At 59.7% G+C, this 15425-nt stretch carries 13 protein-coding genes; all 13 read left to right on the top strand.

Annotation, left to right across the window (positions count from 1 at the left end; all coding sequences use genetic code 11):
• The first annotated feature begins 2 nt into the window (after positions 1 to 2).
• On the top strand, positions 3 to 1583 hold the full coding sequence (locus F8N85_RS15000; protein WP_150804346.1) for a flagellar hook-associated protein 3: 1581 nt from the start codon (positions 3 to 5) through the stop codon (positions 1581 to 1583).
• Positions 1584 to 1943: 360 nt separating this feature from the next.
• Positions 1944 to 2870, top strand: a complete 927-nt coding sequence (locus tag F8N85_RS14995) for a ketoacyl-ACP synthase III (protein ID WP_150804345.1) — start codon at positions 1944 to 1946, stop codon at positions 2868 to 2870.
• Positions 2871 to 3295: 425 nt separating this feature from the next.
• Positions 3296 to 5062: a flagellin gene (locus tag F8N85_RS14990; protein WP_150804344.1), complete on the top strand. Its 1767-nt coding sequence runs from the start codon at positions 3296 to 3298 to the stop codon at positions 5060 to 5062.
• Between the two features lie 73 nt (positions 5063 to 5135).
• Positions 5136 to 5480: a flagellar protein FlaG gene (locus F8N85_RS14985; protein WP_150804343.1), complete on the top strand. Its 345-nt coding sequence runs from the start codon at positions 5136 to 5138 to the stop codon at positions 5478 to 5480.
• An 82-nt stretch (positions 5481 to 5562) separates the two neighbouring features.
• Positions 5563 to 6927: a flagellar filament capping protein FliD gene (gene fliD, locus F8N85_RS14980; protein WP_150804342.1), complete on the top strand. Its 1365-nt coding sequence runs from the start codon at positions 5563 to 5565 to the stop codon at positions 6925 to 6927.
• A 142-nt stretch (positions 6928 to 7069) separates the two neighbouring features.
• Positions 7070 to 7459, top strand: coding sequence for a flagellar export chaperone FliS (gene fliS, locus F8N85_RS14975; RefSeq protein WP_150804341.1), 390 nt, complete (start codon positions 7070 to 7072; stop codon positions 7457 to 7459).
• Between the two features lie 22 nt (positions 7460 to 7481).
• Positions 7482 to 7778, top strand: coding sequence for a flagellar protein FliT (locus tag F8N85_RS14970; protein WP_150804340.1), 297 nt, complete (start codon positions 7482 to 7484; stop codon positions 7776 to 7778).
• A gap of 174 nt (positions 7779 to 7952) precedes the next feature.
• On the top strand, positions 7953 to 9428 hold the full coding sequence (locus F8N85_RS14965; RefSeq protein WP_150804339.1) for a sigma-54 dependent transcriptional regulator: 1476 nt from the start codon (positions 7953 to 7955) through the stop codon (positions 9426 to 9428).
• An 80-nt stretch (positions 9429 to 9508) separates the two neighbouring features.
• A complete protein-coding gene (locus F8N85_RS14960) occupies positions 9509 to 10732 on the top strand; it encodes a sensor histidine kinase (protein WP_150804338.1) in 1224 nt (407 codons plus the stop codon).
• A gap of 5 nt (positions 10733 to 10737) precedes the next feature.
• On the top strand, positions 10738 to 12153 hold the full coding sequence (locus tag F8N85_RS14955; protein WP_150804337.1) for a sigma-54-dependent transcriptional regulator: 1416 nt from the start codon (positions 10738 to 10740) through the stop codon (positions 12151 to 12153).
• Positions 12154 to 12283: 130 nt separating this feature from the next.
• The gene (gene fliE, locus F8N85_RS14950; protein WP_150804336.1) at positions 12284 to 12613 is read left to right on the top strand and encodes a flagellar hook-basal body complex protein FliE; all 330 of its coding nucleotides are present in this window, start codon (positions 12284 to 12286) and stop codon (positions 12611 to 12613) included.
• Between the two features lie 15 nt (positions 12614 to 12628).
• Positions 12629 to 14410: a flagellar basal-body MS-ring/collar protein FliF gene (gene fliF / locus F8N85_RS14945; RefSeq protein ID WP_150804335.1), complete on the top strand. Its 1782-nt coding sequence runs from the start codon at positions 12629 to 12631 to the stop codon at positions 14408 to 14410.
• Positions 14403 to 15422 carry a flagellar motor switch protein FliG gene (gene fliG / locus F8N85_RS14940; protein ID WP_150804334.1) on the top strand — a complete coding sequence of 340 codons (1020 nt, stop codon included), beginning with the start codon at positions 14403 to 14405 and terminating at the stop codon, positions 15420 to 15422. Before fliF ends, fliG begins: the two co-directional genes overlap by 8 nt.
• Positions 15423 to 15425 lie beyond the last annotated feature (3 nt).

Genomic DNA, 15425 nt, shown 5'->3' with positions numbered 1-15425 from the left:
CGATGCGCATTTCTACAGCCCAGTATTTTGAGTTCACGGCGAACAAGTACGCCGAGAACTTCAGCAACGTGGTCAAGACCCAGGAACAGGTCACGTCGGGCGTGCGCTTGCAGTCGGCGGCGGATGATCCAGTGGGCGCGGCCAAGTTGCTGCTGCTGCAACAACAGCAAAACATGTTGACCCAGTACAGCGGCAACATGAGCACCCTGAAGAACACCCTGACCAACGAAGAAAGTGTGCTGGAAAGCGTCGATATCGCACTGCAACGCGGTCGCGAGCTGGCCCTGCAGGCGGGCGGTGCGGGCGGTGGCGGTATCAGCGATGCCGACCGCAAGTCGATTGCGGTCGAAATCGGTGAGCTGGAAGCCCAGGTCATGAGCCTGCTCAACAGCAAGGACTCTTCTGGCCAGTACATGTTTGGCGGCTCCATGACCTCGACGCCACCCTATGTGCGCAACAACGACGGCACCTACACCTACCAGGGCGATGAAACGACCCTGAGCCTGCAGGTTTCCGACACCTTGAAGCTTGCCACCAACGACACCGGCAAGAGCATCCTGGAAAACTCGGTCAACTCCGCCCGGACCCAGACCGCCTTGCAGGTGACGGCGCCTGCTGTCGATGACGGCAAGGTCGTGGTGTCGGCGGGGCTGATGACGTCGAACGCAGCCTATACCAAGAACTTTGCCACTGGCGAACCCTACAAAATCGAGTTCATCAGCGCCACCCAGTACAAGGTGCTCGACAAAGACGATCTGGAGGTGACCTCGGAAATCCCCGGCAACGGTGTGTTCGATGCCAAGAAGGAAGGGGCGTCGAGCATCGAGCTGCGCGGGGTCAAGTTCGAAATCAGCCTGAACCTCAAGGACACGGACATCCCGGATACAACGGTCGGGGGTCGCATCTTCGTCCTGGAGAGCAAGCCCGACAGCTTCAACCCGTCGCGCACCCCGGGCAACACCTCCACGGCTCAGCTCACCGGTGCCAGCGTCGCCAACAAGACCGATTACGCCAGCACCTTTCCCAAGGGGGGCGTGGTCCTCAAGTTCACCACTGCACCGGCCTACGAGGTCTATGCCCAGCCGTACAGCGCTGACAGCAAGTCGATTGCCAATGGCACCATGATCGGCACTTCGATCACCGCGGCGGGCGTGCAGTTTGATATCACCGGCGTGCCTGAGGACGGCGATCAATTCGTGATCGGCGCCAACAGTCATCGCAGCCAGAGCGCGCTGGATACCCTGAGCCAGTTGCGCAAGGCCCTGGAAACGCCATCCGATGGCGATATCATTGCCGAGGCCCGGCTCAAGGATGCCACTGACGCCGCGATCACCAACCTGACCAACGCCACTTCGCAATTGCTTAACGTGCGTGGCGCCATTGGTGCGCGGCTTGGCTCCATCGATATTCAGAGCTCGGAGAACATCAGCCAGAGCCTGGCGAACAAGACTACCCAGTCGGCTATCGCGGACACCGATATCAGCACGGCAGCCATCGACCTGGCGTTCCAGCAGGCGATGTTGCAGGCCTCGCAACTGGCCTTTGTGAAAATCTCCCAGTTGAGCCTGTTCAACAAGCTCTGAGCCCCTCGCTCGAACGCCGGCTCGCCCTGTATCCAGGGCGGGCCGGTTTTGTTTTGGCTTGTTGTTTGCTTTGTTTTACCTGGATTTGGCCCTTGTCGGGCAGGTTGGCGGCTGTCGGCGGCTTCTGGGTGTTCGACGGTTTTGCACAAAGCAGGCAAAATTGAGTGACCTATGAGTCATAAAGCGCATCTTCACTGTATCGTGTGAAAAGGATGGGCGGGTGCCGGGCCTGTGCAAGGTCGATTTTCAGGGTGTTGGCATCCACTTGCGGCGCTCGTTTGCGCGGCGACCCCCTTTGTTGTCAGCGCCTCTCGATCGTGCGAGCGGTGATCTCCAGTTTTTCAGTATTGGGAAGCCACAATGATTGGCATAAAAAGCATCGCCAGTTACGTGCCAGCGAGCGGGCTTGATAACTACGCCCAGGGCGCAAAGTTCGATAAAGACGAAGAATTCATCCTGGGCAAGATCGGCTCGGCATTCCTGCCGCGCAAGGACGCTGACCAGGAAACCTCCGATCTGTGTGTCGAGGCGGTCAACACGCTGTTCGCCAACAACCCGCAGCTCAAGCGCGAATCCATCGACGTGTTGATCGTCGTCACCCAGAACGGCGACGAAGAAGGCCTGCCCCATACCTCGGCGATCGTCCAGGACAAGCTGGGCCTGTCGACCCGCGTGGCGGCGTTCGACATCTCCCTGGGGTGCTCCGGCTACGTCTACGGCGTCTATGCACTCAAAGGCTTCATGGAAGCCGCTGGCCTGAAAAATGGCCTGTTGGTGACCGCTGACCCGTACTCGAAAATCGTCGACCCGGAAGATCGCAACACCACCATGTTGTTCGGCGACGCGGCCACCGCGACCTGGATGGGCGAAGACGCTCCCTGGCAGCTGGGCAAGGCCAAGTTCGGCACCGACGGTTCCGGCGCGCCGCACCTGAAGGTCAGCGACGGGGTGTTCTTCATGAACGGCCGCCAGGTGTTCAACTTCGCGCTGCTGAAAGTCCCGGCCCACCTGCACGAATTGCTCAATGAGTCGGACCTCAAGCCCGAAGACATCGACGCGTTCTGCATCCACCAGGGCAGCGCGGCGATCGTCGACGCCGTGGCGCGGCGCTTCGAAGGCGAGCCGGAGAAGTTCATCAAGGACATGGTCGAGACCGGTAATACCGTCTCGTCGAGTATTCCCCTGCTGCTGGAAAAACACGTCCTCGAGTCTGCATGGTCCCGTGTGGCCATCAGTGGTTTTGGTGTAGGCCTGTCCTGGGGCTCGGCGATTCTTTATCGCCCTTGATGCCCTAACCGAGCCACAACAAAAACGCCCAAGGTTGAAAGACCTTGGGCGTTTTGCGTTGCAGACAGATCGTTTCGGGCAGGCACGGTCTTGATGCCAGCGGGAATCTAATAATGTGGGAGCGAGCTTGCTCGCGATGGGAGCAGCGCGGTTTTTCAGATGTACCGCGGGGCGTCCATCGCGAGCAAGCTCGCTCCCACAGGGGATCTTCGCTGGTTTGAGCCTGGCGTTCGCTTGCTTATCGAGGTTTTGCGGCTGCTCTAACGCCTTGAATTCCAAGGAGTGGCACGGTGCTAGTAAAAAAAATCAAAAAACCCCTCAAGCAACCCGCTTTCACGACGATAACTATTACGAAGGTTCTCTAGGCCACACCCGGCGGTTGCCAGGGCCGGAAGCCGCAGCACTCATCCAACGAGGAATTCGTCATGGCTTTATCAGTAAACACCAACATTACATCGTTGACCGTTCAGCGGAACCTGAACAAAGCCGGCGATGCCCTGGGCACCTCGATGACCCGCCTGTCTTCCGGCCTGAAAATCAACAGCGCTAAAGACGATGCTGCCGGCATGCAGATCGCCAACCGTCTGACCTCCCAGGTCAAAGGCATGACCGTTGCGATCAACAACGCCAACAACGGTACTTCCATCGCTCAGACCGCTGAAGGCGCGATGCAAGAATCGACCAACATTCTGCAACGTCTGCGTGAGTTGGCTCTGAACTCCGCGAACGGTGATAAAAGCCAGGCTGACCGTGATTCCCTGCAACAGGAATTCACCGCTAAAGTCGGCGAGCTGACTCGTATCGCTGCTACCACCACTTTCGGTGGTCGTAACCTGCTCGACGGTTCCTTCCAGAACGTTGGCTTCCAGATCGGTTCCGACGCCAACCAGACCATCTCGTTCGGCATGAGCGACATCAGCGCTACTGGTTTGAAGGGTACTTACAGCGAAGCAACCGCAGCAGGTTCGCTGACTGCTCTGGCGGCTTCGGTAACTGGTAATCCGGTTACTTTGCCTGGCGGTACACCAGCTGTCACCACAACCACTCCACGTGTTTTGACTGCTGCCGCTTTCGTTGCACCAGTCGGTGCCGAAACCTTTGACGTCAATGGCGCTAGCGTAACCGTCAGTGCTGTTGATGACATCGATACAACTATCACAGCTATCAGCGCCTCCCTGACCGCAGCATCGAATACAGATATCACTGCTACTAAGGCTGGTGGTGTTATCGTCCTGACGTCGGCATCCGGCGCTGCGATTAACATTGGTGGCACAACGACTTCCGGTCTGAGCACCGGTACCGTAACTGGCGGTGTTACCTCCACCACTCCAGCAGTTCCAGGCGCATTGACTGCCGCCGCTGAAATCAACATCAATGGCACTAACGTTCAATTTGCTGTTGCCGACAACATGGCTGCCATTGCCACCAAAATCAACACCGCCAACACTGGTGCTTCTGCTACCGGCGTTGCTGCCACTGTTTCCGCTGAAGGCCGTCTGCAGCTGACTTCGGCTGACGGCAAAGCCATCAAGCTGGGTAACGGTACTACCGCTGCAAACGCTAACGGTGGTGCAGGCGCACTGGCCAAGCTCGGCCTGAGCGCTGGTAGCACTGAAGCCAAGCTGACCTCAGCGACTTCGGTTAGCCTCAACGGCACTGAAGTGAAGTTCACTGCAGGCTCGACCATGGCCGACATCGTATCGTCCATCAACAGCGCCAGCACCGGCGTAACTGCCAGCATCAACAAGACAGACAACACCCTGAGCCTGTTCTCCACCAAAGACATCACCGTTGCTGACGGTAGCTCGGGCAGCGGTCTGGCCACCCTGGGTCTGACCACCGCTGCAGCGGCGACCACTAGCGCCGTCAAAATGGAAACAACCGTTGCTGGCCTGAGCGTCCTGTCTTCGGCCAGCGCTCAGCAAACCATCCAGGCTCTGGACGGCGCGATTCAGCAAATCGACACCCAGCGTTCGCAACTGGGTGCTGTTCAAAACCGTTTCACCAGCACCGTAGCCAACCTGCAAAGCATCTCGGAAAACTCCACCGCTGCCCGTAGCCGCGTACAGGATGCCGACTTCGCTTCTGAAGCCGCCGAGCTGACCAAGCAACAAACCCTGCAACAGGCTTCCACCGCGATCCTGTCCCAGGCTAACCAACTGCCATCCGCTGTTCTGAAGCTGCTTCAGTAATCTCGGTAGCGGTTAAATAACGGAAGGGCGCGTTTACGTGCCCTTTCGTTTTTTTCAGTTTTGAGGTGATGACATGGACATGAGCATCAAGCTGAACGCGGTTTACCCGGCTGGCGCCACCCAGGCCAGTGGCACCTCTGCTACCCAGGCACCGCCTGTTGCAGAGGCTGACCCGGCATCCACCGAGGAGCCGCAGCGCGTGGCACTGGAAAAGGCAGTCACCGATATTCGTGAGTTTGTGCAGGCTACCCAGCGTAACCTGGACTTTTCCATCGACGACTCTACCGGCAAGGTAGTGGTCAAGGTGATCGCCACCGACAGTGGTGAAGTGATTCGACAGATTCCATCGGAGACCGCGCTCAAGCTGGCGCAGAATCTGAGCGATGCCAGCAGCCTGTTGTTCCAGACCAGGGCTTGAGCTGGCACGAAATGTGTTTCTGACTGCTGCTTAGGTGTTTGTGCGCCAATGAAGCGGCAGCCACAGGACAAGGAGAGTAGAAATGGCTAGTTCAACGATTTCCGGCCCGGGTTCGGGCTATAACATCCAAGGCATCGTCAGTGCGTTGGTCGGTGCTGAAAAGGCGCCCAAGCAATCCCAGATCACCGCTCAGCAAAAAGACACGACGATTCAGTTGTCTGCGGTTGGCACGGTGAAGGGCGCGCTGGACGCTTACCGGGCCGCGATCACCAAGTTGAACAACGTGTCCGCGTTCAACGGACTGGCCGCTACCTCGTCCGAAGACAAAAACGTCAAGGTCACCTTGGGTGATGCGGCGTCCAGTGGCAAGTACGTGGTGGTGGTGCAGGATCTGGCGACCTCTTCGAAAGTCACCAGCAAGGTGTTTCAGGGCGGTGCTTCGGGCGTGGCCAATACCAGTGACGAAGCCCAGACGCTGACCATTACCCAGTCGGGCAAGAGTTACGATGTATCGGTTCCAGGTGGCGCGACCTTGCAACAGGTGCGTGAATCGATCAATACCCAGCTTTCGGCCCAGGGCATCAGTGCCAACGTCTTGAGCGACTCCAACGGCTCACGCCTGGTGATCGGCTCCAGCAACAGTGGTGCAGGCACCAATATCACCCTCAGTGGCAACTCGGAACTGGCTCAGGGCTATGACCAGGGACCAGCGGCTCAGAACGCCAAATACACCATCGACGGTATCGCGATGGAGTCCACCAGCAACAAGGTGACTTCCGCCATCAGTGGCGTGACCCTGGAGCTGGTCGCCAAGGACAAGGACAAGCCGATCACCATCTCCGTGGAAAGCAATACCGCCACGCTGAAGACTTCGGTCCAGTCGTTCGTCACCGCCTACAATGCGCTGATGACCAGTATCAACACCCAGACCAAGGTGAACGCCACCGGTGATACCGCGACCACTACGGCGGGTGCCTTGACCGGCGATGCGTCGATGCGTCAACTGGTTGCCAGCCTGCGCAGCGAGCTGGTTAACAGCTCGGGCTCGAGCGCCATGAGCGGCCTGTCGCAGATGGGCATTACCACTGACCAGAAAACCGGCTTGCTGACGCTGGAAGACAAGGCGTGGGACAAGGCGGTGGTCAAGGGCGCTGGTGATATTGCCAAGCTGTTCACCGGTGAGAACGGTTTGGTTACGCGCATGAACAAGGCGACGGCCCCCTATGTGGGTACAACAGGACTGCTGGCCTCTCGTGTGACGGACCTCAACACCAAGTTGACGGACCTGACCACCCAGCAGAAGGATCTCGATCGTCGCATGGAGAGCCTGCAGGCAGCCCTGTCGGCCAAGTACATAGCGATGGATACCATGGTTGCCAAGCTCAACGCCACCAGCTCCAGCATCATGACCACGCTTAACGCGCTGAATAATCCGAAGAAGGATTGATCGAAGGGGGTGGTAAAGCGCCCCGCGAAGACATGCACGGGTGGTCTGGGCTTTTTGGTTCCGGATTAAAGTTTTATGTGGCGCAGTCGACAAACTGGTTAGAGCAAACCCTTTCGCCTGTGGCCTGTAACGAGGTAGCAACATGAACCCTATGAGAGCCCTTCGCCAATATCAGAAGGTCAATTCCCACGCTCAGGTGTCCGAGGCCAGCCCTCATCGCCTGATCCAGATGCTGCTCGAGGGCGGCCTCGATCGTTTGGCCCAGGCCAAAGGGGCATTGGCCCGTGGGGATATCCCGCAAAAGTGCCTGTTGATCACCAAGGCCATCGACATCATTACCGGTCTGCGCCAGGGCCTGGATGAAGAGAAGGCTGAAGATCCGGCGGTGATCCAGCAACTGGACAGCCTGTACGAGTACATGAGCGGGCGCCTGTTGCAGGCTAACGTGAGCAATGACCCGGAAATAATCGACGAAGTCGCCCGTCTGTTGATCACGGTCAAAAGCGGCTGGGATGCGATTGCTACACAATAAGCCTGCCCCTGAGGATGACGTCATGAGCCATGCACTGCAACGGATTGACCAGACCCGCGAAGCCCTGGTCGACGCCTTGGCCGAGCGCAACTGGGCTGCCATCGGCAAACTGGATGAGGCCTGTCGGGTCTGTGTCGATGAGGTGTTAAGCGAGGCGCCGGTGAACGAGGCGGCTGTGCGCGAGACTCTGGAGAGTCTGCTGGTGGTTTATCAACAGTTGCTTGAAGTGACGACAGGGGAGCGGCAGTCGATAGTCAACGAGATGTCACAGATCAACCAAGCTAAAAATGCTTCAAAGGTTTACCATCTGTTCGGCTGATCTGGCTCAGTTAATCCGAATATAGTGCGCCATAAATTTGACTGTGCACATTTTTTTGACTTAACTAGTGCTGTTTCAAGATTTCAGACGTCTTATCTAGTAGGAAAATGCCTGCAGACGTCCAGCTGTCCTGTATTTCCGGGCATTTGAGTTGACTAGGGAAGTTGCTATTGCATGTGGCGCGAAACCAAAATTCTGCTAATTGATGACGATAGCGTCCGCCGCCGCGACCTTGCGGTGATTTTAAATTTTCTTGGCGAAGAAAATTTACCCTGCGCAAGCCATGATTGGCAGCAGGCTGTCGGTTCTTTGTCATCCAGTCGTGAAGTGATTTGCGTCCTGATCGGGACCGTAAATACTCCTGGTGCTGTTTTAGGCCTGCTTAAGACACTCGCCACCTGGGATGAGTTCCTTCCGGTTTTGTTAATGGGCGATATTTCTCTCACTGACTTGCCTGAAGACCAGCGTCGCCGGGTGCTTTCAACCCTGGAAATGCCGCCCAGCTACAGCAAATTGCTCGATTCCCTGCATCGCGCCCAGGTCTATCGCGAGATGTACGATCAGGCGCGCGAGCGCGGTCGGCATCGCGAACCCAATCTGTTTCGCAGCCTGGTCGGCACCAGCCGGGCGATCCAGCATGTGCGGCAGATGATGCAGCAAGTGGCCGATACCGATGCCAGTGTATTGATCCTTGGCGAGTCCGGCACTGGCAAGGAAGTGGTCGCGCGCAACCTGCACTACCACTCCAAGCGGCGTGACGGGCCATTCGTGCCGGTCAATTGCGGCGCGATTCCGGCCGAGTTGCTGGAAAGCGAATTGTTCGGCCACGAGAAGGGCGCATTCACCGGGGCGATCACCAGTCGTGCCGGGCGTTTCGAGCTGGCCAACGGCGGTACGCTGTTCCTCGACGAGATCGGCGACATGCCGTTGCCGATGCAGGTCAAGCTGTTGCGCGTATTGCAGGAACGCACCTTCGAACGGGTCGGCAGCAACAAGACCCAGAGCGCCGATGTACGGATTATTGCCGCGACCCACAAGAATCTCGAAAGCATGATCGAGGTCGGCACGTTCCGTGAAGACCTGTACTACCGCCTGAACGTCTTCCCGATCGAAATGGCCCCGTTGCGCGAGCGCGTCGAAGACATTCCGTTGCTGATGAACGAGCTGATCTCGCGCATGGAGCACGAGAAGCGCGGTTCGATCCGTTTCAACTCGGCGGCGATCATGTCGCTGTGCCGTCACGGCTGGCCGGGCAACGTCCGCGAGTTGGCCAACCTGGTGGAGCGCATGGCAATCATGCACCCGTACGGGGTGATCGGCGTGGTCGAGCTGCCGAAGAAATTCCGTTACGTGGACGATGAAGACGAGCAACTGGTCGACAGTCTGCGCAGCGACCTGGAAGAGCGGGTGGCCATCAACGGCCACACCCCGAACTTCTCCGCGAGCGCGCTGCTGCCGCCGGAAGGCCTGGACTTGAAGGACTACCTCGGTGGCCTGGAGCAGGGCTTGATCCAGCAGGCGCTGGATGACGCCAATGGCATCGTCGCTCGGGCTGCCGAGCGCCTGCGCATTCGTCGCACCACCCTGGTGGAAAAAATGCGCAAGTACGGCATGAGCCGGCGAGACGGTGATGAACACGCGGATGATTGACGGCTATTTTCAGGCACGGGTATTGCTATAGCTCTCGCAACGTTGCGTTTAACTGACGCTCAGCCAAGCGAGTAAGCCCGATGCCTCAAGCCGCCCAGCTGTCTCCTGCCCCTCAAGCCCTGGGGCAATCCTCGTCCGTAGAGCAGGCAAGCCGGCAGGGGCTTGAGCAGGCGTTCGCGCTGTTCAGTCAGATGTCGAGCCAACTGACCGACTCCTACAGCATGCTCGAAGCACGGGTCACCGAGCTCAAGGGTGAGCTGGAGATGGTCAGTGCTCAGCGCATGCAAGAGTTGGCTGAGAAAGAGCGTCTGGCCAACCGTCTGCAAAACCTCCTCGATCTATTGCCCGGCGGCGTCATCGTCATCGATGGTCAAGGCAGTGTCCGCGAAGCCAATCCGGCCGCCTGCGAACTGCTTGGCCTGCCGCTGGTGGGTGAGCTCTGGCGCCGGGTCATCGCACGCTGCTTCGCGCCCCGTGAAGACGACGGGCATGAAGTTTCCCTGAAAGATGGTCGACGGCTGTCGATTGCCACCCGTTCGCTGGATGCCGAGCCGGGGCAGTTGGTGCTGCTCAACGACCTGACTGAAACCCGTCACCTGCAAGATCAGCTGGCCCGTCACGAACGCCTGTCTTCCCTGGGGCGGATGGTCGCTTCTCTGGCGCATCAGATCCGCACGCCGTTGTCGGCGGCCTTGATCTACGCCAGTCATTTGACTGAGCAGGAGCTGCCGGTCGCCACCCAGCAACGCTTTGCCGGACGCCTGAAAGAGCGTTTGCACGAGCTGGAGCACCAAGTGCGCGACATGCTGGTATTTGCCCGAGGCGAATTGCCCCTGACCGATCGGGTGACCCCCAAGGCCTTGATGCAGTCGCTGCAAGCCGCCGCGCTGACCCATGTACAGGACCTGCCGCTGCGCTGGCAGTGCGACGCGCATGCCGGCGAGTTGCTGTGCAACCGCGACACGCTGGTCGGCGCCGTGCTCAACCTGATTGAAAACGCGATCCAGGCCAGTGCCGGCACTGTTCGTTTGAAGGTGCATCTGTATGCCCGTGAAAACACCTTGCGCCTGTGCGTCAGCGACAGCGGCAGTGGCATCGACGCGGCGCTGCTGGCGAAATTGGGCGAACCGTTTTTTACCACTAAAACCACCGGAACCGGCCTCGGGCTGACCGTGGTCAAGGCGGTGGCACGCGCCCATCAGGGAGAATTGCTGTTACGCTCGCGACCCGGTCGCGGCACCTGTGCGTTGGTGCTCTTGCCGCTGTTTTCGGCTGAGCAGCCCGGCGCTCGGAGAATGGAGTGAAGGACATGGCAGTCAAGGTTTTGCTGGTCGAAGACGATCGGGCCCTGCGCGAGGCGCTGGCCGACACGTTGCTGCTGGCCGGACATGAATACATTGCCGTCGGCTCCGCCGAGGAGGCACTGGAGGCGGTGGCCGCGCAAGCGTTCAATCTGGTGGTCAGTGATGTGAACATGCCGGGCATGGACGGGCATCAGTTGCTCGGCGTGCTGCGCGCGCGTCAGCCGCAACTGCCGGTGTTGCTGATGACCGCCCACGGTGCGGTCGAGCGGGCGGTGGAGGCCATGCGCCAGGGCGCGGTCGATTATCTGGTCAAGCCATTTGAACCCAAGGCCTTGCTCGACCTGGTGGCGCGGCACGCCCTGGGTTGTCTCGGCGCTGCCCGGGACGAAGGGCCGGTGGCCTTCGAGCCGGCCAGTGCGCAGCTGCTCGAGCTGGCGGCCCGGGTGGCCCGCAGTGATTCCACGGTGTTGATCTCGGGCGAGTCCGGCACTGGCAAGGAAGTGCTCGCGCGCTATATCCACCAGCATTCCCCTCGCGCCAGTCAGCCGTTTATCGCGATCAACTGTGCAGCGATTCCCGACAACATGCTCGAAGCCACCTTGTTCGGCCACGAGAAGGGCTCGTTCACCGGTGCCATTGCCGCGCAGGCCGGCAAGTTCGAGCAGGCCAATGGCGGCACCATTTTGCTCGACGAAATTTCCGAAATGCCCTTGGGCCTGCAAGCCAAGCTGTTGCGGGTAGTGCAGGAGCGTGAGGTGGAGCGCGTCGGTGGTCGTAAACCCATCGCCCTGGATATTCGCGTGGTGGCGACCACCAACCGTGACCTGGCCGGCGAAGTGGCGGCGGGGCGCTTTCGTGAGGACCTCTACTATCGGTTGTCGGTGTTCCCGCTGGCCTGGCGTCCGTTGCGCGAGCGCACCGCCGACATCCTGCCGCTGGCCGAGCGGCTGCTGGCCAGGCACGTCAATAAAATGAAGCACGCCGCGGCACGCCTGTCGGCCGAGGCCCGGGCCTGCCTGATCGGCTATCCGTGGCCGGGAAACGTGCGTGAGCTGGATAACGCAATCCAGCGGGCACTGATCCTGCAGCAGGGAGGGATGATTGAGCCGGAGGATTTCTGCCTGAATGGTCCAGTGGCCTGCGCGCCTCTGCCATCGTTGGCCGTGCCTGGCCAACCGCAGGTGCCGCGCGCCACGCCAGTCGCCAGGGAGCCGGGCGAGTCGGGCGAGTCGGTGGGTGCGCTGGGTGACGATCTGCGTCGGCGCGAGTTTCAGATGATCATCGATACCCTGCGCGCCGAGCGCGGTCGCCGCAAAGAGGCAGCCGAGCGCCTGGGCATCAGCCCGCGGACCTTGCGCTACAAGCTGGCGCAGATGCGCGACGCCGGAATGGACGTCGAGGCTTATTTGTTCGCGACCTGATGCGTCTCTCTGTAACAGCCAGTATTGGCTTTTGTTCGGGGCGGGTAGGGAGCTGGCACCCTTGTTGCTAACAGCTCATTACCCGTTGCGTGAGCGTCAAAAAATTGCGGGTCGTCAGAGAGAGCAGACCATGAGCCAAGGTATTGAATTTAATCGGTTGATGTTGGACATGCGGTCCATGCAAATGGATGCCATGGCCCAATCGAAATCGGCTGTCGCAGTGCCCCAAGTGGCCGGCAGCAGCTTCTCCGAGATGCTCGGGCAGGCCGTTAACAAGGTCAGCGACACTCAGCAGGCCTCGAGCCAGCTAGCCAGTGCTTTCGAGATCGGCAAAAGCGGTGTCGACCTCACCGACGTGATGATTTCCTCGCAGAAGGCCAGCGTCTCGTTCCAGGCGTTGACCCAGGTGCGTAACAAGCTGGTTCAGGCGTACCAAGACATCATGCAGATGCCGGTTTAAGGACGAGATTGAGTCATGGCAGAAACAATCTCAGATAACGTTCCGGCCAAGGCCGCCCCGACAGACGGCAAGCCGCCGCTGTTCGGCTTGTCCTTTCTGGAAAATCTCTCCGAGATGACCATGTTGCGTCAGGTCGGCCTCATGGTCGGTCTGGCCGCGAGCGTGGCGATTGGTTTTGCCGTGGTGTTGTGGTCCCAGCAGCCCGATTACCGGCCGCTGTACGGCAGCCTTGCCGGTATGGACGCCAAGCAGGTCATGGACACCCTGGCCGCTGCCGACATTACCTACACCGTCGAGCCCAACTCCGGTGCCTTGCTGGTCAAGGCCGAGGATCTGTCGCGGGCGCGGCTCAAACTGGCCGGTGCCGGGGTGACCCCGAGCGACGGCAATATCGGTTTTGAAATCCTCGACAAGGAGCAGGGCCTGGGGACCAGCCAGTTCATGGAAGCGACCCGTTATCGTCGTGGCCTTGAAGGTGAATTGGCGCGGACCATCTCCAGCCTGAACAACGTCAAGGGTGCGCGGGTGCACCTGGCGATTCCGAAGAGTTCGGTGTTTGTGCGTGACGAGCGCAAGCCCAGCGCTTCGGTGCTGGTGGAACTGTACTCCGGCCGTTCGCTTGAGCCTGGGCAGGTGTTGGCAATCATCAATCTGGTGGCCACCAGCGTTCCGGAGCTGAGCAAGTCGCAGATCACCGTGGTCGATCAGAAGGGCAACCTGCTCTCCGACCAGGCGGAAAATTCCGAACTGACCATGGCCGGCAAGCAATTCGATTACAGCCGACGCATGGAAAGCATGCTCACCCAGCGTGTACACAATATTCTGCAGCCGGTACTGGGCAACGATCGCTACAAAGCCGAAGTCTCGGCTGACGTCGACTTCAGTGCCGTCGAGTCGACTTCCGAGCAGTTCAACCCGGACCAGCCGGCGTTGCGCAGCGAGCAATCGGTCAATGAACAACGCACCACCAGCAACGGCCCGCAAGGCGTGCCGGGTGCCCTGAGCAACCAGCCACCCGCGCCGGCTTCCGCGCCGCAAACCACCGGCGGCGCCACTGCGTCGGCCGGCATGGTGCAGCCAGGTCAGCCATTGCTCGATGCCAACGGTCAACAGATCATGGACCCGGCCACCGGTCAGCCGATGCTCGCACCGTACCCGGCGGACAAGCGTCAACAATCGACCAAAAACTTCGAGCTGGATCGCTCCATCAGCCACACCAAGCAGCAGCAGGGGCGGTTGAATCGCCTCTCGGTGTCGGTGGTGGTCGATGATCAGGTCAAGCTCAACGCGGCCAATGGCGAAACCACCCGCGCGCCATGGACCGCCGACGAATTGGCGCGCTTCACCCGTCTGGTCCAGGACGCCGTCGGTTTCGACGCCAGCCGTGGCGACAGCGTCAGCGTGATCAACATGCCGTTCTCGACCGAGCGCGGCGAAGTGATTGCCGAAGTTCCGTTCTACTCCCAACCCTGGTTCTGGGACATCGTCAAACAACTGCTCGGGGTGTTGTTCATCCTGGTGCTGGTGTTCGGTGTGTTGCGTCCGGTGCTCAACAATATCACCGGCAAAGGCAAGGAGCTGACCGGCATTGGCAGCGACGTCGAGCTGGGCGGCATGGGCGGTCTGGATGGTGAACTGGCCAACGATCGCGTCAGCCTCGGTGGCCCGCAAAGCATCCTGCTGCCGAGCCCGAGCGAAGGTTATGATGCACAGTTGAATGCAATCAAAAGTCTGGTGGCAGAAGACCCGGGTCGCGTGGCTCAGGTCGTGAAAGAGTGGATTAACGCAGATGAGTGATAACCGAGCCGTTAACGCCAAACTTTCCCGGGTCGACAAGGCCGCGATTCTGCTGCTGTCCCTGGGGTCGACCGACGCCGCGCAGGTGTTGCGGCACATGGGGCCCAAAGAGGTCCAGCGGGTCGGCGTGGCCATGGCGCAGATGCGCAATGTGCACCGCGAGCAAGTCGAGCAGGTGATGAGCGAGTTCGTCGAGATCGTCGGCGACCAGACCAGCCTCGGCGTCGGTTCCGATGACTATGTGCGCAAGATGCTGACCCAGGCCCTGGGCGAAGACAAGGCCAACGGCCTGATCGACCGGATCCTGCTGGGGGGCAACACCAGCGGCCTGGACAGCCTGAAATGGATGGAGCCACGGGCGGTGGCGGACGTGATCCGTTTCGAGCACCCGCAAATCCAGGCGATAGTTGTCGCTTACCTGGACCCGGATCAGGCCGGCGAAGTGCTCGGGCATTTCGACCACAAGGTGCGGCTCGACATCGTGTTGCGGGTTTCCTCGCTCAACACTGTGCAGCCTGCGGCCCTGAAAGAACTCAACCAGATTCTCGAGAAGCAGTTCTCCGGCAATTCCAACGCTTCGCGCACCACCCTGGGCGGTATCAAGCGTGCTGCCGACATCATGAACTTCCTCGACAGCTCGATCGAAGGTCAGTTGATGGACGCCATTCGCGATGTCGACGAAGACCTCTCCGGTCAGATCGAAGACCTCATGTTCGTCTTCAACAACCTTGCCGATGTCGACGACCGCGGTATCCAGGCGCTGCTGCGCGAAGTCTCTTCGGACGTACTGGTGCTGGCCCTCAAAGGCTCGGACGAAGGCGTCAAGGAGAAGATCTTCAAGAACATGTCCAAGCGTGCCTCCGAACTGTTGCGCGACGACCTCGAGGCCAAGGGCCCGGTGCGCGTCAGCGATGTGGAAACCGCGCAAAAGGAAATCCTCACCATTGCCCGCCGTATGGCCGAAGCCGGAGAAATCGTTCTCGGCGGAAAAGGCGGCGAGGAAATGATTTAAGCG

The sequence above is a fragment of the Pseudomonas fluorescens genome (assembly GCF_902497875.1).
Lineage (GTDB): Bacteria > Pseudomonadota > Gammaproteobacteria > Pseudomonadales > Pseudomonadaceae > Aquipseudomonas > Aquipseudomonas fluorescens_BR.
The sequence above is the reverse complement of the archived record's forward strand: the minus strand, read 5'-3'. Positions and strand labels throughout refer to the sequence as shown.